Raw genomic sequence first — 19,442 nt, forward strand, 5'->3', positions numbered from 1 at the left:
GTGATTAGGCGTTGATGGGCTCGCTTTCTGGTTCTGGTTCTGTGGGAAGTTGTTCGTCGAGTCCTGGTTCGGGGGTTGGGCGGCGGAATCCTCTAGTGATCCAGGTGAGGTATCCGACGCCGGCTACGAGCCAGCAGCCGCCGATCATGAGCGCTACTGGGCTGAGCTGGGTCAGCATGTAGGCCGTTACGCATGCGCCGAGTCCGGGGATGATCACGTAACCGATTACTCCTACCGGGCGGGTCTTCCGGTTCCGGACGAAGTATGCGATGACGCAGATATTGACTACGGTGAAGGCGCTGAATGCGCCGAAGTTGATGAAGGCGCTAGCTGTTTCCAGGGACAGATTGAGCCCTACTATGCACATCAGAAGTGTGGCGAGGATGCAGTAGATCGGTGTTCGTGTGCGGGCATTTAGTTTTCCAAAGATTCGTTTGGGGAACACGCCGTCCCGGCCCATGATGAACAGCATTCGGCTTGACCCGAGTTGGACGGCGAGGCCGGCGGCAAAGCCTGCAATGATGCCCGCTAGGTTGGTCCAGTCGGCAAACGCTTGTCCACCAACTTGGATTGACAGGCTGTATCCGGCAATTTGGGGGTCATCGAACACGCCGCCGGGATGGACGAGCTGCATCAGGTAGGCGACGCCGGAGAAGAGGACGCCACCGATTCCTACGACGAGAAGGACGGCGCGAGGAATGGTTTTCCTGGCGTTGTGGGTTTCCTCCGAGAGGGTTGTAACGGCATCAAAGCCCAGGAAGGAGTATGCGGCTATTGCCGCGGCACCGGAAATTCCGATGAGAGTGGTGTCGTGGTTCCACAGGGGTGCGGTGTAGGACACCGGGTGGGTGTGGGTGAGGTAGGCCACGCAGTAGCCGGCGAAGAGAAGGACCAACAGCAATGCCCCGGTGGTGAAGACTTTGTTGACTCGGTCGCTGAGGACGACGCCGGCGATGTTGATTACCGTTGTGAGGACTGCGTTGATGAGCATCCAAACCCATATGGGGATCTGTGGGTACTGGGCGTTGAGGTAGATGCCTTGGGTGAGCCAGGCGAGCATGGGAAGGAAGAGGTAGTCGAGTAGGACGCTCCAACCGACCAGGAACCCGATAGGGGAGTTGAGGAGTTTTCTGGCGTATGAGTAGGCCGATCCCGACGTTGGGAAGAGCCTGGCCATTTTTGCGTAGCTAAGTGCGGTCAGGAAGATTGCGATGGTGGAAACGATGAACGCTGTGGGGGCTGTTCCTGCGCTGGCTGCCGCGATGATGCCGAAAATGATCATGACAAGACTTGGCGCCATGTAGGAGAGGCCAAAGGCGACAACGGACGTGAGTCCGAGTTTCGGGACGAGGGTTACGGGCTGGGTCGTCATGCCTGTACCTGGCCCTGCGTGGGGCGGTGGTGGACGGCGCCCTCATGGCGGAGGTCTTCCGGGGTGTCCGGTCAGATGGCCGGGCGCCAGGTGTTTGGGTCGATGTACCCGTTGTAGAGCGGTAGTTCGAGCGGGGTATCGCCGGGCTGGAAGTGGCTCCATGGCCAGGAGTCACCGCTGGTGCCGAACATCCGTGCGGCCGGGACCTGTCGAAGTCGACAACGGTGGTCAGCGTAGTGTCTTCAGAGCCGTTGGCTTCCAGCCGGAGGCTTCCTTCTGGATCGACTAGAAGAGATTTTCCATACGCAGTCGGCGACGCACCATTGACACTAGCCACCCACACCTGATTCACGATCGCGTTCGCAACATTGATCGGAATCTCTTGGGCACGCCCTGCTGTAGGGGTCTGGACAATATTGACGATCATTTCGGCACCCATCCACGCCAGATGGCGGGAGAGCTCCGGATACTAGGCGTCATAGCAGATGGACAACCCGATCCGACCCTTGCCAGGCATGTCAAACACTACGAAGTCTCGCCCTACGGACACGGGCTCGTAGGGTCGCCAGGTGAAGATCTTCCGGTAGGTTGCCACGAGCTCGCCAGCAGGGTTGTAGACGCTGCCATCTGATGTTCGTTCCAGGACGGTGCCGGAGATGAGCCAGATTCCGAGTTCCCTGGCAACGTGGAAGGCCCTTGGCCGCGGGGGTCATCTAACGGTTGTGCGTACGCGTCGTAGTACTCCTCATCGCTCATTGACTCGGCGTCAATTGAACAGAGGTGAAGTTCCGGATAGACGGCCAGTTCTGCTGCGTTGGGGGATTTCATCCGTTGACGCAGCCCGTCGGCAAAGGTCAAGAACGATTCCGCCGGGGATTGAACGAGCGCTAGCCGAAGGTGACGGCCCATGGGAAACCTTGCTTTCTGAACACTGTGGAACGGAGCGGGATGAATGGTTTCGATCCGCAAATGTTGCTGTCAGGAGATCAGAAGATTCCTATTAGGCAACTCACTCGACAGTCGAATCCCTATCCTGAGAGATCGAGGAGAAGGGTAACGAAGAAGCCGTGAGGCCTTGGGGCTACGAGTGCGAGCCGCGGTGATGGCTCACAAGACGTCAATTCACTTCGTGGTGGACTAACGGTTACCAAGGTACCCTCGTGCCATGAATATGAATCAAGTTCATTTATTATGATCGCGATCACACTCAGACGTCAAGACCATCATTTTCAAACGATCCACCTGCAGCGGTCACCCTACGCCCACGACGGATAGTGAGGATCATGAGGACAGCGACACGGGTGGATGCAGGGCTCAATGAGGTGATCGTCGGCTTCGATGCGGCGAGGCAGACCGGGTGCTGCAGCGGTGTGGCACTGGTCAATTCACCTCCATTCCATGTGATCTAATTCACCATATTAATTTGATTTCATTAGGGAGAGGGGGCATGCAATGACTCTGGTGACCACGGAGGAACCGGCGATGATTCGTCTGGCGTTAGTCGGTTGTGAGTACCTCACCCGCTTGGGATTGAGTCGAATCCTGGCCGGGGCTCCGTTTCTTCAAAACGTGGGCACGGTCGAAAGAGCGCATGACGTTCTTCAGCTCCTGAGCGTTGGTACCTTGCATCTGGTGTTGGTGGATGCTGGCATGGGAAGAGTCGAGGCTATTCGGACATGCGAGGAGATTTCCGCGTTCCCGCATCCGCCCGGAGTGGTGGTGTTAGGGGATTTTGACGAGCAGACTGCCGGGGAGTTGATCGTTGCGGGGGCCGCCGCGATCCTTGCCCCTGCAGCAGTGACGGGAGATTTGCCGGCAGTATTGAGAGTGGTTCACCTGGGCGGGGTGCTAATTCCGCATCCTCGGGTCTACCTCTCGGCGGATGCCGCGGAATCGAGTGAGGCTCGGCGGTTTAAAGAATCTTGTGCCAGGCTGAATGCCCGAGAACACGCGGTGGCCAAAGGGATTGCGGACGGCCTATCCAACGCGGACCTAGGACGCCAGCTTCTGCTGAGCGAGGCCACCATCAAACTGATGGTCTCTAAGGTCATGCTCAAGCTAGGAGCTGGCAACCGTGTCCAAATCGCCGTCATTGTGACCAAAGCCCAGTACGGCTAGCGCGTGTCTCCTAATATTGCGGGCGGAGTGCGCGGAACGCTTGGAAGGTGCCGCGTACTCCTGGTTTGGCCGGCCCGCAGTAGGCCCGTATTCAGCCATTGCTTCCATTCACAGACTTGCGGAACCGCCTCTTCCAGGACCACGGCAGGATACTGTGATGCAACCGAAAGAGGAAAACAGTGACTGGTTTCGATGTAAGCCTTCGACAAAAGGCAGACGCCCCGGAGAGGACAATTTCCCTGGCAGGGTGGAGTGCTTCGCACTTGGGATGGATTGGTGACCTCGTTGAGAACGGTCAGGCCGAGCTGGTGGTTGACCATGGCGGATATCCCTACATTTACGAGCTAAATGCCCGGCAAATTCTTCCGTGGTTCGCCCCCGTCGTCCGCGAGGAGCTGGCCTGGCGCCTCAACTGCAAAGCCATCCGAGGTAGTTGGAACACTCTCTTTGGTGCCGGCACTCTTCTTGAGACCGAATTAGCCGCCTGCCCAAGCGATGCGATATTGCAGGTGGAAGCCTGGGACCAAACCTAGGGCACTTGTCATGGACAAGTTTTCCAGCCTCGGCCCTAGGATGAGGCATGTGGATCGTAGAGGTTGTCCGTGTCTTTGGTGTGGTGCTCGGCTTGTACGGTGCGTTCCTGACAGTCCCAGGTGCCACCAGCAGAATCCGAGACGACTACTCCGTATTGGGGCGCAATCTCCGGAAGCTGGGGCAAACGCTATGGGAGCTATTGCTAAATCGTAAGTCTGTATCGGTCCATGTGGCGGCTGCGTCCGCAACCGCCGGTGCGCATGCTCCAACCGTGTCCGGCGATACTCGTTCCCTTCAACCGCTCGAGGGCGACATTGAAGCGCGAATCGAGCAACTATGGGCCAATGATGAATGGCTGGATCAAAGAATTAAGGACGTTCAGCAAAGTCTTTATAAGCAAGTCAGTGAGATCAATCAAACGCTGAAAGTGGCTCAAGATTCAACGGAAAATGCCCTCAGTCGATTGAGAGCTGAGGGGCAGGAAGACAAACGACTTGCCCTCGTCATTAGCGCCCGTGGGTTGCCGATGATCGGTCTCTCGATCCTGCTCCTGGGATTACCCGACGGCTGGGTTGGGAACGGGTGGGTCGGTTGGCCAATGGCAGTGGCAGCTTCTTTGCTCATCGTCGTAGAAGTCCTACGCCATACCCGACCATACCTCTTCGAAACAGAGCGGTGATTGGAACCCCTCTGGGCGGTCCCAGTTCTAGATACCGTCAGGACCCTTGCCGTGAACGAGCTCATAGTTCGCCTTCCACATTTCGCTGGACTCGGGCGTTGAGAACCTCTTCGACAGTCGCTCCAAGTGGGCGCCCGGCGCGTCGAGGGCTTCGCACCATCTCTCGCGTGTTTCCCGAAGCCGATCGCCCGGGACAGGTGGGGCTTCGGCAATGATTTGGGAGATCCGCCCGGCGCTGCGCCCGGTCAGTGTGGCTAGGTCCGTTTGTTTGACCCCGTATTGGCTGGCGACCCTCACGGCCTGGCGCACATAATCCTCGACGTCCGCTAATTGCTGTGCCAGGGCAGCCCGGTGCTGGGCCAGCATCCAGGTGTAGGCGGCAAGGTTCTCCTGGTCTTCAGTACGTGGCTGTTTCATACACAAAATCTACCTTGCACAATTGAGTTAAGCAGTCTAAAGAAAAGTTAGCTTACATAATCGCGGTTATCGGCGTTTTGGCGGTTTCTGCTCGTATGTACATTTGAGCGATTTGGGTGGATGATTGATACATGACTGAAATGACTGTTACTGATGCCCGGAGTCGGCTCTCGGATGCTGTGGATACGGCGCGGGTGTCGCATGATCCTGTGTACTTGTTGCGGCGTGGCCGGCGGGTTGCTGCGCTTATTGATGCCGATGACCTAGATCGGCTGCTTGAGGCTGCGGAGGATCTTGCGGACATTCGAGCTGCGTCAGAGGCCCGGGCAAGTGAAGAGGTGTCTATTCCTTGGGAGTCGGTCAAGGCCGAGCTCGGTCTCGCGTGACCTACAGTATTGAGGTCAGGCCGGCGGCCCTTCGACAGTTGCGCAAGATTGATCCAGGCGCCCGTCGACGCATCCAAGCTGCCGTGGAAATACTTGCGGAGACTCCCCGCCCTCCGGGTGCCAAGAAGCTGGTGGGCGGGCAGGGGGAATGGCGAGTCAGAACAGGGGACTACCGGATCGTCTACGAGATCCATGACGATGTACTCGTGGTGCTCGTCGTTACTGTCGGCCATCGGCGCGAGATTTATCAATCCCGCTAGTCTGCCGATGAGGGGCTCTCTCTTTCGCCATTGTCCCGCTCAAGGTTGGTGTTGATTATGGCGCCTACTACAGGGCAACGGACCACTAATTTTTGGAAGCGAAGACTCTTACTAGGGAGCGTAACCCGAAGACGAATCCTCCCAGGGCGAGCGTATAGCCCAGGAACTCGTACAGCCGCAGGCTTGGGGTGAGCATTGGTCCTGCTGTTGATCCCAAGAGCAGGATACTGCCGATGATTGCCGTGATGGAGATCCCGGCGACAATGACTTCGTGCACAAGGTTTCGTAGAAATGCTCGGTCTGTTGGTTCGGCGAATTGTCGAACTTGAACCCCGAAGGTGCCCTCATCCAATCTCTCTTGAACGGAGCGCAACTGACTCGGTAGCCGCTGGAGCGATGGGATGATGCTGACAGCACTGGCCTGGATGAACGTGCCAATCGCCTCGGGTGAAATGGCCTTGCGCATAAGGAGTTGAGAGTGATTTTCTGATTCGATGATCAGGTCAAATTTGGGGTCTACCAGCTTGAGAGTTCCGTCCAGTGTCCCGATGGCGCGTAGTGCAGCGGCCAAGTGTGGTGGGACGCCAATTGAGTGCTTCTGGAGCAATTTGAAGAGTTTGGTAAACAACGCGGCGGTGGGACCGCCCACGTAAGTTAGAAAGACGCCCATGTCGTTTTCCAACACTCGCCGATCGAGGATCCGGGGCGGAAGCATCATTTCGAGCAATCTGTCAGTTGCCACGACATTGTCATCGGCATGGACGGCAGCAATGAATCCGGCAAGTGACAGCCGAGAACTTTTGCCCAAACGGCCCACGGAGCCGAAATCTAGCAAAGCCAGAGTCGCGCTTCGATGATCTGTCGGAGACTCGTTGGTAGGTTCGTGTGCTTGTATGAGAATGTTTCCAGGATGCAGATCCGCATGAAAGACACCGGAAACAACGACCTGATGCAAGATGCCGGCCAGAAGTTCTGAGGCCAAGTCGTGACGGGTACTGGAATCGAGACCCTCCAGGTCCGCCTCACCCAAGGGTGTTCCCTCCACATACTCCATCACCAGAATGGTGTCGGATGAAAATTCACCGAATACTTTAGGAATCTTTAGCGATGGAGCAGCGGCAGCGATGGCCCGCATATTCTCAGCTTCAATGCCGTAGTCCAATTCCTCGCGCAGAGAATCACCGAATCCGGCGGCAAGCGACTCCATACCAAGTGTGCGGCCCCACGCGGTACGGCGCTCGAGCAGCCGAGCGAAACGTTCAATGATGTCCAGATCCACCTTGACCTGATCCCTGGCGGATGGTCGCTGGACTTTCAGGACAACTGATTCACCTGTCGAAAGGACTGCGCTATGAACTTGGGCTACGGACGCTGATGCAAGTGGCGAAGTGTTGATGGATTCAAAAAGTTCCTCGAGGGGTTTCCCCATTGAGTCAACGAGGGCCGGTTCGATGTTGGCCCAGGCTTCGGGTTCAGCTCGTGTCTGCAGTTTCGAAAGCTCGTCTACGAACTCTGATGGAAGGGATTCGGCTCGAGTCGAGAGCATCTGCCCGAGCTTAATGAACGTTACTCCGCTTCTGCTCAGCGTTGCACTGAGAGCTTGGGCAGCCCTTCGGGCCTCTGAAGAGCCTTCGCGGAGCGCTTTGCCATTCGTTGGTCTGAGAAGTCCTTCAGCAAATGCTATGCGCATGACCTGGAGGTATCTTCGGTGTCGAGCACGCGAGGCCTTCGCGGATTTGATCATTACCCAAGGGCTTCTTATGCTGCCAGTGGGCCACAGCACTTCGGTGACCACCAATATTCCGATTCCGAATGCGAAAGCCCAGGCAAATGAAAGCGCTCCCAGAAGTAGCGTGGCACCAAGGTTTGCGGAAACATCTTCCGGGGTAGTGATCCCTGAGGCTGCTAGGAGAACGTTTGCCAGGGGAACGCCACCGAAGCAGACGAGGAGGCCTACAGCTGTCGAGCGGGGCCACCCTACCGGAACGCCAAGAACTCGTCGAACAAAGAATGCTGCCATGAAAGCAAAAAGCGCTATCAAAGCAACGATCAAAAAGGTACTTACTGCGGCGCTAGCGATGCCGATAAGCTCCACGAGCAAACTCCAAATCACTTGACGATCGGTTTGGCGAATCCGAATAATTGTGCCCACGAGAACAGTTACCCGCCGACACACTCACTCTAATCGGTTCGACATCTCCATTCTCGCCGCCTGACACTTGCACATCCTGACCGGTCTGTTCTGGCCTCACATCTCAGAAACTGTTCTGCAGGTTCCAACGGTCCTCCCATGTTGTCTCCAACCAGAACGGCAAACCCTGTGAACCACCAGACGACCTGAAGTCGACCAGCAATATCGGTGGGACTGCAGCGCACTCCAGTGTGTGACCGTCTCTCTTTCCTGAAGGAAGCAACACACACGCAGTGGTCAGTCGCCTATCATCTCCATAACTCACTAAGTGCTTGCCACTCTCCCTTCTGTCTAGTTCCTGGCGAGTGAGTGTCGCTTCCGATAGACCATGACAAGCCAACTAACAGGGTTGCCGGGCCAGCGTCTGCGCAGGCCGTCTCCGTGCTAGAGGTTTTTGAGGGCAAAGCCGTAGCCATGTGAAGTTGGCCTGGAGTCGGAAACGGTTGTGACTTTCCTTTTACCGGACTTACTCTTCAGATGTGTCTGTCCCTGGTGGAGGACTGGATGTTCGATTGTTTAGTGCAGGGAGACGAACCGATACGCGCGCGGGGAGGGTGTGTTCTAGGATCACGGGCTAGGCGAATTCAGGACATCGCATGGTCACGCAGCGCATGAGATTCAAGTGCTTGGATAGTGAGAAGATAACCGAAGTTGGTCAGGCATCAAGCCATGGCCGGAAAAGGAGACTGGCTGGTGGCCTTGGAAGTGGATGTTGTCGTCATTGGAGGAGGAGCTATGGGTTCTGCTGCGGCCTTGAGCGTCGCCCGACGCGGGCAATCAGTTGCCTTGTTTGAGCAGTTCGCCGCTGGTCACCACCTTGGCGCGTCTCACGGAGCTACCCGCAATTTCAATACTGCTTATCAACGCCCTGAATACTTGAAACTGGTGACCGAGGCTCGAAACTTGTGGGACGCACTTGCCTCGGAGACCGGCATTCAATTGTTGGATCTGGTCGGGGTGGTCAATCACGGAAATATGGCTGAGCTGAAGAAAATCCGTAGCGCTCAACAACGGTTCAAGATAGAAAGCTCATTCGTTGCTCCGGAAGAAGCGATGTCCCGGTGGCCCGGAATGCGCTTCGAGACTGATGTTCTCCACGTACCGGATTCTGGACGGCTGAGGGCAGCTGACGCCCTGAAAGCCCTGCGGCTGGCGGCCGAAACTCACGGAGCCCACTTCCACTACGACGCCCCGGTAAGAAACATGACCGTACTTGGTGATGATCTGGTGCTGCTCACCACTAACCTCAACGAATACCACGCCAAACGAGTCATTGTTACCGCAGGCGCTTGGAGCAACAAAATACTCGCAGGAATAGCGACCCTTCCCAAGCTCGTGGTGACGCAGGAACAGCCTGTTCACTTTCAGCTCCGCAACCAGTCCATAGAATGGCCCAGCTTCAATCACAGCCCAAATCCGAAGGGCGCCAAAGACAACTACTGGTATAGCCCCACCTATGGAATGTTCACCCCAGGGGAAGGTGTGAAGATCGGATGGCACGGCGTGGGTCCTGTCGTGGATCCAGATAACCGAAATTTCATGCCTGAACCCGTCCAACTGGAGGCACTGCGCCGCTACGCCCGAGACTGGTTCCCAGGCCTGGATGCAGATTCCTTCGAAACAATCAGCTGCACCTACACCTCCACAGAGTCCGGCGATTTCATCTTGGACCGGTTCGGACCAGTGGTCGTTGGTGCTGGATTCTCTGGCCACGGATTCAAATTCACCCCGGCCGTCGGCCGCATCCTTGCCGACCTAGTCGAAGGGATCCCCGCGCCTTCGATTTTTCGCGCGGCATAAGACCTGCCCCTGGATTCCCTGGATGAGGGGCTCGCGATCATGACCTCTTCACATCATCTATGTTCGCCTACCTCTCCGATTCAGTCTTCAACCCATCACCAATCCCTGTTCTGGCCGGGTTTCATAGGGCACTGCAGGGGCCGCTCGCGCAATACCGAGGACTTTTGCCCGGCAGGGACAACCTAGTTACTTCGACCAGTACGGTCAATCAGTAAGAGGGCAACCGCCGGCAACTCAGATTCAGAATTCGCGGCCAATAGGAATCGTAGTCTGCGAGATCCGCGATGAGACTCGCTACCGTGCGCAAATACAATCACTCCGCGCGTCTTCATCAACCAAGGCAGAAGCGGTATATCTGGCCCTCGTCGTTGGCTAGATGGAGACAACACTGCGTGCGCAGATGTTCACTGAACGTTGGCATCTACGCCCGTCAAGGCAACCTCGTTCCGTACTATCAGGCGGAAAGAGGCCGCATCATCGTCCAAGTGCGGAATCAGTTCACACCTCGGGACCAGTCTTCCTTCACAGGGATCGTCGGCTTGTTCATGGTTGCGCACCGCACCGCCCACTGACCAAAGCCGACACCCAAAGTCCTCAGGAGGAAACCACTGCCTCTTCGGTGCGGCAAGCGACTTCGGTTAGGGGCCGAGTTGCGTCCCTCGGGCATGACGTCTAGTCCTGCAGAAAAGCCGCCACTTACTGGGGCGCCTCACACACCGAAAACGACCGTTTTTGACTGGTCGGCCCGTCCATGCTGGTGTCATTTTCAATACTCGCCTGCATAGCGTCCCGCGTGCTTCTAGGGTTGTGCAGACGAGTATTGAGCACTGAGCTTTCAGTACTCCCCTGCACTAATCGACACTCCTGCTCAGTACTCCTCTGCGCAACTCTTCTCAGGAACGTACCGGTTCGGCGGTCCTTCGTTGTCCGCGTTCAATGGCGCGGTAGACAGTGGAACGGCCGATGGAAAAAAGCTCGGCCAGCTCGGCCTTGCTGTGCTCTCCGGCGGCGTGCAGTTCAAGGAGGTGGTTTTCCTGCTTGACGGAAAGCTTGGGTTGCTTCCCTCGGAGCCGGCCCTTGGCCTTGGCGACCTTCATCCCTTCGCGGGTGCGCATCCGGATAAGGTCAGCTTCGAACTCGGAAATCATTGCCAAGACGTTGAACAGCAGTTTGCCCATTGGATCGGTGGGATCGTGGATGGAACCGCCGATGCTGAGTCTTACTTCCCGTTTAGCGAGGTCGTCTGCAATTTCATGGGCATCCCTCACGGACCGGGCCAGGCGGTCAAGCTTGGTAATAACGAAGGTATCCCCGGCCCGGCATGCGGCCAGGGCTTCACGGAGTCCGGCGCGGTTCTTGTTGGTACCGGTAAAGCCGTGATCAACATAGATCCGTTCAGAATCAACACCAAGAGCAGCCAGGGCATCACGCTGGGCGGTGAGGTCTTGCGCTTCGGTGGACACGCGCGCGTAGCCAATCAGAATTTTAGACATGAGAAATAGTGTGTCATATAACGCCCCATCACCGGTGGCTTCACCGGACGGGTCATACGGGACGGTATCAGGCTTGACTTCACCATGATGCAGGTCAGGAGTTATCGTGCCCGGTCAAGGACCGTCATACGGGACAGTCTGCTCACGCCCATATGGGACACCCCTTTCGGGACGCCGCGACAGGCCCGGCTGCCCAGAAGGGCCCACTCCGATTCCTCTTGCGGACGACCCCAGCGCAATGCAGACGACTTTGGGCAGCCAGTGCAGTCACGATCTGAAATTGGAAACTACCGTTTCGGATCAGCGGACTGACAATGTGACTCGTTGCATTTCTTATCCGATATAGCTAGGTTAATCATATGGAAGAACTTCAGCGGTTAACCGCCCCCACCGTAGATGTGCTTCGCGTGCTTCTCGCGACGTCCAAGCCCATTTGGGGTCTTCTCATCATCAAGGAGAGCGGCCGTGTTGCCGGTACGGTGTATCCGGCGCTTGAAAGGCTCGAAGAGGCCGGCTGGCTGTCGTCGTATTGGGAGGCTGACTCCGACCGCAGCGGGCCGCGCCGCAGGTACTACGAGTTGACTGTGGACGGCGTAGTGGCTGCACGCCGGGCTGTTTCCAAGTTCGACGCCCGCCCCGTGCGCGTGGTGGCACGTCCGGCAGGAGCACAGGCATGAGCGCGACAGAAATGGTAGTCCGCGCGATTGCCTTGGCGCTGCCGACGCACCAGCGTGCACGGTACCGCGAGCAATGGCTTGCAGATGTCAGGGACGCTGCGGAGGTCGGAATTCCGCACGGCCAGATCGTGCGCGGGGCGCTGGGATTTGCCGCAGGATCATTGACGAAGTCACTGGTTCGAACGGAATTGAGGGCCTCGTTTAGCTGGATCCAGGTGGGAGTCGTAGCCGCTTTGCTAAGCATCTTCCTCTACGTGGTCTTCCCGGATTCTGCGCTGCTGGGTGGCAAAAAAGTGGCGTTGCGGGACAACTACGATGTTTTCGCAACACTCATGAATACGCCGTTTACGATGCTGGCGCCAGTGTTCGTTGTCTTCTTGTCCTGCAGCAGGTTTGCGCAGGAGATCGGCAACCGCTTTGTGTCGAGTGCGCGATCACGGGTCAGGACGGAAAGCTATGTGTTTGCAAAACTGCTGGTTGCCTCCGGGACTGCTTTCTTAGTGTTTTTCGCGTGGACCTTCCTTGCCTTTGCCGTGGCTTTCGTGCTCTGGCCCAAACTCGGCAACCCCTCGCTTGACCCCGCTGGGTATGGATTGACAGCTTCAGGTGCGGTTCTCGATAGTTTCGGCCGCACGACCTACAGCCAGCTTCTGCAGTCGGGCACCTGGACCTATGCTCTGGCCTATTCGGCGTGGGTTGGATTCGCCGCTGCCACCTATGCCGCCCTGGGTATGGCTTCCTTGCTGGTCATCAAGCGCCGTGCGGTTGCCATGTGCGTGCCGTTCCTTGTCTTCTTCGTCCAGTCGGCCGCCGCACAACTCATCGGAGCGCCCAATCTGGGACTGAATTTCTCGATGTTCCCCTTTGGCCTCCAGCAACAATCGATCCTCATGGGGGCAGCACCGACTATCGTCCTTGCCGCAATGACGGGCCTTATTTGGCTCGTCCTGTCACGCAGGCTCGTTCGCCTTGAGAATTTGGCATGAGATTCCGCACCCCCACCCGATCCAATGTTGTCGTCTCGCTCTTCGCCGGTTTCGCTGCCGTTGCGTATGCAGTCCGAGGATTGAACCCGGAGGCCTGGGCCGGGACCGGCCCAGGGACGCTGCAGATCTTGGCCTTGGTCGTTAGTGATCCGCGCTTTACGGGCACTGTCCTACTAACGCTCGCCTTGGTCAGGGCCGTGATCACGCCGGAACCCGTGTTGACCGAACTCATTCGGTTGGGTTCATACCGCGGTGTCCTGGCGCGGGAATTGCGTCGCACATTAGCCGCAATGGTGCTTCCCATCGTTTCAGTGCTACTCGCCGGCATCGCGGTCGCGGCCTTGGCTGGTCTGCCCGTGTCGGGCCAAGCGGTTCCGGGATCAGCAGCGGATACCTTCGAAAACGCCGGATTGCCAGTGGCCGTAGGCATTTCCGCACAGGTCTTGTTGGCGGTAGCGACACTGACCCTCGCCCAATTGGTGATTGCCGCGCTACGGATAGTTTCAGGCAGGGTTGGCCCGGCCATCATTGCCGCACTGCTGGTGTGGTCTTGGATGGGTGTTTCGGTGATGGAACTGCAGACCGTCATCGCCGCAGGGCAATCCACGAATGCGACCGCGGCCATCACCTCAACCCTTTCGGAAGACGTGATCGCGGCATTCAACAGCGGCCCCTACATCAGCCTGGTGATCGCGCTCGATGCAAATTCCGTGGGCACGGTAGTTGCCGTGTTGGCCTGTGGCCTTGCAACTCCCCTCGCGGCAATGGGTTTGCTGGACCGTCGTGTTCGTCGCGCACGTAGCCGCGATTGCCTTCCGGCACTCGTAATCGCCAGCAACCGATAGATCGGTTCTCGGAAAGGAACCCCATGTCCATCATTTCGCTTCGTAAGGTCACCAAACATTTCGGCAAGAACTCCGTGATTCGAGACGCGTCATTCGACATCGAAGCCGGCCGCACCTATGGTCTGGTAGGGCCCAACGGTTCGGGCAAGTCGGTCCTGCTGAAGCTGATGTGCGGCTTTGCCATCCCCTCAAGCGGCGATATCTGGGTTGATCCCAAATACCTCAGTTCCAATCGCAGTTTTCCCGAGCATTTCGGTGTGGCCATCAACGGGCCAGCCTATCTCCCACATTTGACCGGCCGAAAGAATCTCCTCGAACTTGCGGCCATTACACGTCGTGCCGGGGCGGCGGAGGTGGACAGCGCGCTGGGCCGTGTCGGCCTCGACCTCGACGTCAAACAAAAGGTCCGCGATTACTCCCTCGGCATGAAGCAAAAGCTCTCCCTGGCCCAGGCCCTCATGGAAGAACCGAGTGTCCTCATCCTGGACGAGCCGTTCAACGCCCTCGACGCATCGAGCGCAACAAGGTTGGGCTCGATCCTGCGTGAAGAGCAAGCCAAGGGAACGACCATTGTTTATACGAGCCACCACCGAGCCGACATCGATGAACACAGCGACCAATTGCTGGAGTTTGACGGCGGTATCGTCAAAACCTTGAGTATGGACTAAACCTCGAAGATCGCCCTCGAGGCCACCGAACACCGAGCATGCGAAACACCGCTTGTTCCTGCCCTAAAACGGCCAACAGACCTGTTGAGCCAATCGGATCGCTCGGGCCGAGCTCCTAGGCATGGAATGTGCCTGCTGACGGTTCGTCTGCAGGACCCTGCCAACGGTAGGTCTCTCGGTCCTGAAGGCGGCCGGGCGCGCCGCGATCGTCCTAGACTTACGGCCTAGTACGGACTTCCACTCGAGGTGATCTTTTTGTCGGCGACAGAACGAATATATACAAACCAAAGATTCATGATGCTGTTTGGCCTCATCGTCGGTTCAGTCATAACTGTTGCCGGTGTAGTCGGCCTGCTTGTCCGGCCTAACCCAACCCTGGGCCTCCTCGGCATCATCTTCGGTTTGTGCCTGCTCGGATTGGGCATCCTCAAGGCACGCGAAAGGCGCCAGCAGATTGCATACGATAAATCTGAGCGAGCCCAGGAAGACGATCCGCACACCCTCTGAACACAATTGCGACAACGATCGACAACGACGATCTTGGCAGGGCGAACCCAGACCCGGGGCTGGTGTCCAACTTTTCCTGCACCAGTTCGTTGGCCAATTAGGCAATTGGCCGGCTGATCGTTCGCTGTGGAGTCCACCACGACCGTAAGTCAGTCGACACAAGTGCATACGGTGACCCATAGAGGGTTCCCGTGCGGCCAGCACCATTGATCTCGAAGCGACCGTTGAGCTGGGCAGTTCCACGTCCCCGAACCGGACCGACTTACGGGACTGTTTGCCATCGTCTGTACGGGACATCCCTTACGGGACGATGAACTCACAATAGGCAACGGGAGCGGCTGCCGTTCTGCCGTCTCCGACACTTCTATGTCCGTCAAGCCTGAGCACTCTTAGTGCTCAGGACTGCCCCGACTCGCGTTATGCTGTCGTTCATGGACCAACGGAGTATTGCGCCATGAAGAAATGGGTCCGAAAGCACCCCTACTTGGCCCTAACTGTGGGCTACATATTTTTGTTTGTGTTCGGCACCGGTATTTGGCTTGTAACGCGACACGACTTGGCTTACGCCCTTACCACCTCCTTTGCATGGACCTTGATCTACGGGCTCTTTGCGGTCTTCCAAGTACGGCGAAGAATAAAAGCCAAAGCCCGGCTCGAAGATCACGGCCAAGTCATGATCTACCTCCGCTACCCTGACTCACGACCCGGCTCACTCAACGGCATCTGGAATCAAGGGATCGCAACGCCAAGCCCACGGGCTTTACAGTTCCAGCCAGCCGTATACGACACATTGGAGCCGTCGGGGCGTTCGACAACGATCAACATTCAAGAACTTCTCCCCGACCGCCGAAAACTAAATGGCAATGACCGAAAATACATTCCGGCCTACGGACTCCGAGCGATGGCACTGATGACGGATAAAGGGAACGTCGAGATCGCCGCCACCTCGGAATCACTGGACAAACTAAGCGTGGTTTTGACACGCTTTTGATCTGGATCGAACGTCAGCAACAGCAGCGGCGGCTCCAGGACTCCGTGGTTTGTGCTGCAAGAGCCCTCATCGCTCTGAACGACCAACACGGCCCCCACGGGCAGAATCTTCAAATCCGCTCACGCTAAGAACGTGCCCGCATGAGGTTCCGCTAATGGAAAACTATGCGACATTGCTTCACCCGTAATGGAGGGCACCTGCGGCATTCTTATTCAAGAAGTCTGCAGCCTGTCCGGTACATTCGGCATATGAATATTGTACTGGCCAGAATTGGTGCCGTTGCCGGGAGTCTCGTAGCGCTGATAGTACTCGGAGCCTGGCTCGTCATCCGCCTTTGGATGGGTTTGGATGCTGGCATGCCGGTTCCATGGCAGGTGTTTCGGTTTTCCGTGGCGGCCCTCTTGGTGGCCCCGCCGGTCATTGTCATGATTATTGCGACAAGAAGGAATCGAACGCAACAGCCGCGAGCGAGCCTATACTACGTCCTGCTGGCCATCTCAAGCATTGTCTGGATTTATGTGGCGGGCGTTGCATCCGCATTCCTGGGCATGTAGACCCTCCGGCAGAACCGACCGCACCGATGCTACCCGACGTGGAGAGGTATCGGGTTCATGTTCGATTTCCCAGCATCTGGCGGTCAACGCAGGACATTCGGAATGCTCGTCCCATAGACGGTTCCCATGTGGGGCAGCCGGCCTACGGGACACCTTGGAAAGGGACTGCCCCGGTTTTGCCTGTTTGGGAATCATGGGAGCCAATTTCATTGGTCGAGCGGCACCGCGTGTGCAACGATGATGCCCATCGCCGCTATCTTTGAGAGGCTCGACTCATGAACGCACTCAGGGACCTCCGCGGGTACGCCATCCGGTCGGCGCTCAATGAGACCGTCGGCGCAGACGTGTTGATAGATACTGCCGTGCGCGCACTCTTGGAAGGCGTAGACTCGCCGTCTCTCCCCCTCCTGGCCGGGCTCTTGCGCAGAGAGGAAGGCGAAGCGCAAGAACTCTTCCGCGCGGTCACCGCTGAATTGAATCTCGCTCCCCCACCGCCCATCGACTCACAGAGTACGCGTTGGCGGTTGGTCCGTTGGCTGTGCGAGGCCATCGTCGATGGAAGTGCCCAGCCAGAAGTCGCCGGAAAGTTCATCTGGGACCGCTGGGACGAGCTGGGCTATCCGAAATCACTCCAACCCCTTGTTGGCTGGGTTAGCGAATGGGACGACTGGCACCCCTCATGGGATGTAGAACGCGAACACTTTCAAGGGCTTATCGTCGATGAAGCCAGGACCCTCCTCAACGGGACGTGGCCACCTTGCTAGAGGAACCGCCCAGAAGTCTAAGCTGGGTCCAAAACATCGGCATAATAGGCTCTTCCTCGCCCCAGTCGAGGTTCGGTTTGCGGTGCGCGGGCGACACTTTCGCGAATGTTAGCGGCCAGTTGAAGCTGCCCACTCGCGGCCATGTGAGGTGCCCGGGGTCGCGTAGCCTTGGTTGACAGTTAGGCTGAGTACGGAATTTTGGGGGAATTTGCAGTTGATACTTTCACGAATCGCGATTGCCGGCCTGGCGTGCTTGGCCTTCACATTGACCGGTTGTATCGGGACTCCGGCTCCTGACGACACACAATCAGCCGATGCCGCCAGTGCGCAGGAAACGAATAGTGTGGCTTTGATGGAAGCCCTGCAAACGTCCACCGAGTCTGCTGCGGGCGCCAGGCTAGTGGCTACTGGCGGTGACATTTCAGAGGTACCGAACCGAGTAAGCTTCCCAGACGTCTCCGGCAAGGGACCCTTCACTGTCTACTTCACCTGCCAAGTCCCCGAAGGTAGCGTCACGCTCACCCTCGATTCTGGGACAAAGACTGAAGTCGACTGCACTGCGGGGACCAAGAAGATCACCGGGGTCCAGCAAATTGCACTGGCTGGAGGCCTCAGCGTTGATGTCCAGGGCCAAGCCGAAGCGGGAATCTGGGCACTCGTCGCCAAAGGCGATGCATAGTTTCCACCCGTTGAACTGTCGGAGATCTTGAGTGGCCGCCCCGACCCACTCAAGCCAACCTTCGGAGGTGAATGTGTCCTTTAGACGGTTCCCTAGCGACGGACTAGCCCTGCTTCCTGATTCAACAACATGTCAGCCGGACGTGGGCGGGCGATCGCTGCCTGTTGCCCCGCCCAGGCCAGTCGACCGCCCCTGCGCAAGCGCCGCCCCTACCCGTGCATGCGCACTGTCCCGGTCCACACCTGCATCCTCCAGTGCCCGATCCAGGCGGTCGCCATGGACACTCAGCACCCCGAACAACAGGTGCTTGATCCCGACGTGATCCGAAGGAAACTCCCGCGAGGCGCGCTGCGCGGCCTTAAGGGCCTCTAAAGCCTCGGGGGTGAACGGGAATGATGCTGAGGTGTCCAGCGGACCAGGAGAGGCGAAACGCATTATCGCCTCACGCACGTCATCGGGCCAGACGCCCAGTGCCGTCTGCACCGCGTCCGGTTCAGCGTGCACAAGCCCCAACAGCAAATGCTCGGGACCGATGTACGCGTCATGCATCATCACCCTTGCCTCTTCCTGGGCCAGGACCACCACCCGCACAGCCCTGTCGGTGTGGTTGCCAAACTCCGTCGAACGGCCCATGCCCCTAGGGTAGTCTTCGCGGTGGGCCAGCACCACGGGCGCGCCTCCCGATGCGCGGAAGAGCGCACGTCCCGCAGGAGGTTCCCTGTCTGACGCTCGGGCGCACAAAATTAGCGTCTCGGAGCATTAGGTGTTCTGCCGAACGCCGACGGACCGTTGAGTCACTCGTGGACAATCGCTGCATCGAACCAAATGTCCTCGTAGCCAGGGGCAAGCAGAAACCGCGAACCCGGAGGCAGGGCCAGATAGTCAATGACTTGCGGGCACCAATCCGCCAAGTGGGCGACATGCAAAGGAACAAAGAAATCACTGTCCTCCGACACCTCCTCACCTGCCCAGATGTACCACCCCGTCGTATCCCCCACCGGAACATGTCGCAGGCCATTGATCGGCACTACGCCATCTTGAACATTCCGCGAAATACCGACTTTCATGTCCGAAGGACTAACCAGAGGTTCAGCGTCGAAACGTAGGCAAACCTCGAGCTGCTGGCTGGATATGCCGTTCATCAGATCGCCACCTTTCGATACAAATTCTTGATTGCATTCCCCAGCTTCCCACGGGACTCTCGACATGAGGCAGACTGTGAACGATTCCGCGCAGGAAAGCAGGCTCCATACTGTGCATCGACTGTCTCCGCCATTCTGCTCGCCCGTAAGTGGACAATGCCAAATTCGACTTGATTGGTACTGCAACCCGGGCCAGACCCCCCGCCGTTCCTCTGCGGGACTAGCGATCGCTGATGCTTCACGGTCAAATTTCAATGGTTCGGTGCCACGGAATCCGACCCGTTTTACGGGACAGTTCTAAAAACCTATTCGGGCATACTCCTTGCGGGATGAGGCGACTGTTCCAGCTGTGACGCGGAACGAATGCGGGTTCGACTTA

Annotated in this window: 20 protein-coding genes and 1 pseudogene; 14 read left to right on the forward strand and 7 right to left on the reverse strand. The window is 57.6% G+C overall.

Annotated features, from left to right (window positions below; genetic code table 11):
* Positions 1 to 4: 4 nt before the first annotated feature.
* Entirely contained in the window at positions 5 to 1,372 is a 1,368-nt protein-coding gene (locus tag AL755_RS03395) for an APC family permease (protein WP_054009781.1), read from the reverse strand.
* A gap of 262 nt (positions 1,373 to 1,634) precedes the next feature.
* A pseudogene (locus tag AL755_RS24365) lies at positions 1,635 to 1,811 on the reverse strand (carbon-nitrogen hydrolase family protein); the annotation flags it as partial.
* A gap of 1,013 nt (positions 1,812 to 2,824) precedes the next feature.
* Here AL755_RS24365 and AL755_RS03400 point away from each other — a divergent pair.
* From AL755_RS03400 to AL755_RS03410, 3 genes are all read left to right on the forward strand, one after another.
* On the forward strand, positions 2,825 to 3,490 hold the full coding sequence (locus AL755_RS03400) for a response regulator transcription factor (protein WP_054009782.1): 666 nt from the start codon (positions 2,825 to 2,827) through the stop codon (positions 3,488 to 3,490).
* 179 nt (positions 3,491 to 3,669) lie between these two features.
* Positions 3,670 to 4,023, forward strand: coding sequence for a hypothetical protein (locus AL755_RS03405; protein ID WP_150117004.1), 354 nt, complete (start codon positions 3,670 to 3,672; stop codon positions 4,021 to 4,023).
* A gap of 47 nt (positions 4,024 to 4,070) precedes the next feature.
* Positions 4,071 to 4,703, forward strand: coding sequence for a hypothetical protein (locus AL755_RS03410; RefSeq protein ID WP_054009784.1), 633 nt, complete (start codon positions 4,071 to 4,073; stop codon positions 4,701 to 4,703).
* Between the two features lie 27 nt (positions 4,704 to 4,730).
* Here the strand turns inward: AL755_RS03410 and AL755_RS03415 are convergent, their stop codons facing one another.
* Positions 4,731 to 5,120, reverse strand: coding sequence for a hypothetical protein (locus AL755_RS03415; RefSeq protein ID WP_054009785.1), 390 nt, complete (start codon positions 5,118 to 5,120; stop codon positions 4,731 to 4,733).
* Between the two features lie 131 nt (positions 5,121 to 5,251).
* Here AL755_RS03415 and AL755_RS03420 point away from each other — a divergent pair, with 131 nt between their 5' ends.
* Together AL755_RS03420 and AL755_RS03425 are read left to right on the forward strand one after the other, a co-directional pair.
* Positions 5,252 to 5,506: a type II toxin-antitoxin system Phd/YefM family antitoxin gene (locus AL755_RS03420; RefSeq protein WP_054009786.1), complete on the forward strand. Its 255-nt coding sequence runs from the start codon at positions 5,252 to 5,254 to the stop codon at positions 5,504 to 5,506.
* Entirely contained in the window at positions 5,503 to 5,766 is a 264-nt protein-coding gene (locus AL755_RS03425; protein WP_054009787.1) for a type II toxin-antitoxin system RelE family toxin, read from the forward strand. Before AL755_RS03420 ends, AL755_RS03425 begins: the two co-directional genes overlap by 4 nt.
* Before the next feature lie 85 nt (positions 5,767 to 5,851).
* On the opposite strand, the gene AL755_RS22200 is transcribed toward AL755_RS03425, so the two are convergent.
* Entirely contained in the window at positions 5,852 to 7,861 is a 2,010-nt protein-coding gene (locus AL755_RS22200; RefSeq protein ID WP_082368870.1) for an ABC1 kinase family protein, read from the reverse strand.
* 765 nt (positions 7,862 to 8,626) lie between these two features.
* Between AL755_RS22200 and AL755_RS03435 the strand changes: the two genes are divergently transcribed.
* Positions 8,627 to 9,757 carry an FAD-dependent oxidoreductase gene (locus tag AL755_RS03435; protein WP_237762471.1) on the forward strand — a complete coding sequence of 377 codons (1,131 nt, stop codon included), beginning with the start codon at positions 8,627 to 8,629 and terminating at the stop codon, positions 9,755 to 9,757.
* A gap of 893 nt (positions 9,758 to 10,650) precedes the next feature.
* Here AL755_RS03435 and AL755_RS03440 read toward each other — a convergent pair.
* On the reverse strand, positions 10,651 to 11,250 hold the full coding sequence (locus AL755_RS03440) for a recombinase family protein (protein ID WP_054009789.1): 600 nt from the start codon (positions 11,248 to 11,250) through the stop codon (positions 10,651 to 10,653).
* 359 nt (positions 11,251 to 11,609) lie between these two features.
* Here AL755_RS03440 and AL755_RS03445 point away from each other — a divergent pair, with 359 nt between their 5' ends.
* The 8 genes from AL755_RS03445 to AL755_RS03480 all read left to right on the forward strand — a co-directional run bounded on the left by AL755_RS03445 (position 11,610) and on the right by AL755_RS03480 (position 17,242).
* Positions 11,610 to 11,927, forward strand: coding sequence for a PadR family transcriptional regulator (locus AL755_RS03445; protein ID WP_054009790.1), 318 nt, complete (start codon positions 11,610 to 11,612; stop codon positions 11,925 to 11,927).
* A complete protein-coding gene (locus AL755_RS03450; protein WP_054009791.1) occupies positions 11,924 to 12,913 on the forward strand; it encodes a hypothetical protein in 990 nt (329 codons plus the stop codon). Before AL755_RS03445 ends, AL755_RS03450 begins: the two co-directional genes overlap by 4 nt.
* Positions 12,910 to 13,758 carry a hypothetical protein gene (locus AL755_RS03455; protein ID WP_054009792.1) on the forward strand — a complete coding sequence of 283 codons (849 nt, stop codon included), beginning with the start codon at positions 12,910 to 12,912 and terminating at the stop codon, positions 13,756 to 13,758. Before AL755_RS03450 ends, AL755_RS03455 begins: the two co-directional genes overlap by 4 nt.
* Before the next feature lie 23 nt (positions 13,759 to 13,781).
* Complete coding sequence (locus tag AL755_RS03460) at positions 13,782 to 14,426, forward strand: ABC transporter ATP-binding protein (protein WP_054009793.1); 645 nt, start codon at positions 13,782 to 13,784, stop codon at positions 14,424 to 14,426.
* A 294-nt stretch (positions 14,427 to 14,720) separates the two neighbouring features.
* Complete coding sequence (locus AL755_RS03465; RefSeq protein WP_054009794.1) at positions 14,721 to 14,933, forward strand: hypothetical protein; 213 nt, start codon at positions 14,721 to 14,723, stop codon at positions 14,931 to 14,933.
* 454 nt (positions 14,934 to 15,387) lie between these two features.
* Positions 15,388 to 15,924, forward strand: coding sequence for a hypothetical protein (locus tag AL755_RS03470; RefSeq protein ID WP_054009795.1), 537 nt, complete (start codon positions 15,388 to 15,390; stop codon positions 15,922 to 15,924).
* 248 nt (positions 15,925 to 16,172) lie between these two features.
* Positions 16,173 to 16,478, forward strand: a complete 306-nt coding sequence (locus AL755_RS03475) for a hypothetical protein (RefSeq protein ID WP_054009796.1) — start codon at positions 16,173 to 16,175, stop codon at positions 16,476 to 16,478.
* A 275-nt stretch (positions 16,479 to 16,753) separates the two neighbouring features.
* Positions 16,754 to 17,242 carry a hypothetical protein gene (locus AL755_RS03480; protein ID WP_054009797.1) on the forward strand — a complete coding sequence of 163 codons (489 nt, stop codon included), beginning with the start codon at positions 16,754 to 16,756 and terminating at the stop codon, positions 17,240 to 17,242.
* Between the two features lie 811 nt (positions 17,243 to 18,053).
* Here AL755_RS03480 and AL755_RS03490 read toward each other — a convergent pair.
* Both AL755_RS03490 and AL755_RS03495 read right to left on the reverse strand, forming a co-directional pair.
* Positions 18,054 to 18,590, reverse strand: coding sequence for a Clp protease N-terminal domain-containing protein (locus AL755_RS03490; protein WP_054009799.1), 537 nt, complete (start codon positions 18,588 to 18,590; stop codon positions 18,054 to 18,056).
* A gap of 125 nt (positions 18,591 to 18,715) precedes the next feature.
* Entirely contained in the window at positions 18,716 to 19,063 is a 348-nt protein-coding gene (locus AL755_RS03495; protein ID WP_054009800.1) for an immunity protein Imm33 domain-containing protein, read from the reverse strand.
* Positions 19,064 to 19,442: the final 379 nt, after the last annotated feature.

Origin of the sequence: Arthrobacter sp. ERGS1:01 (assembly GCF_001281315.1) — a bacterium.
Lineage (GTDB): Bacteria > Actinomycetota > Actinomycetes > Actinomycetales > Micrococcaceae > Specibacter.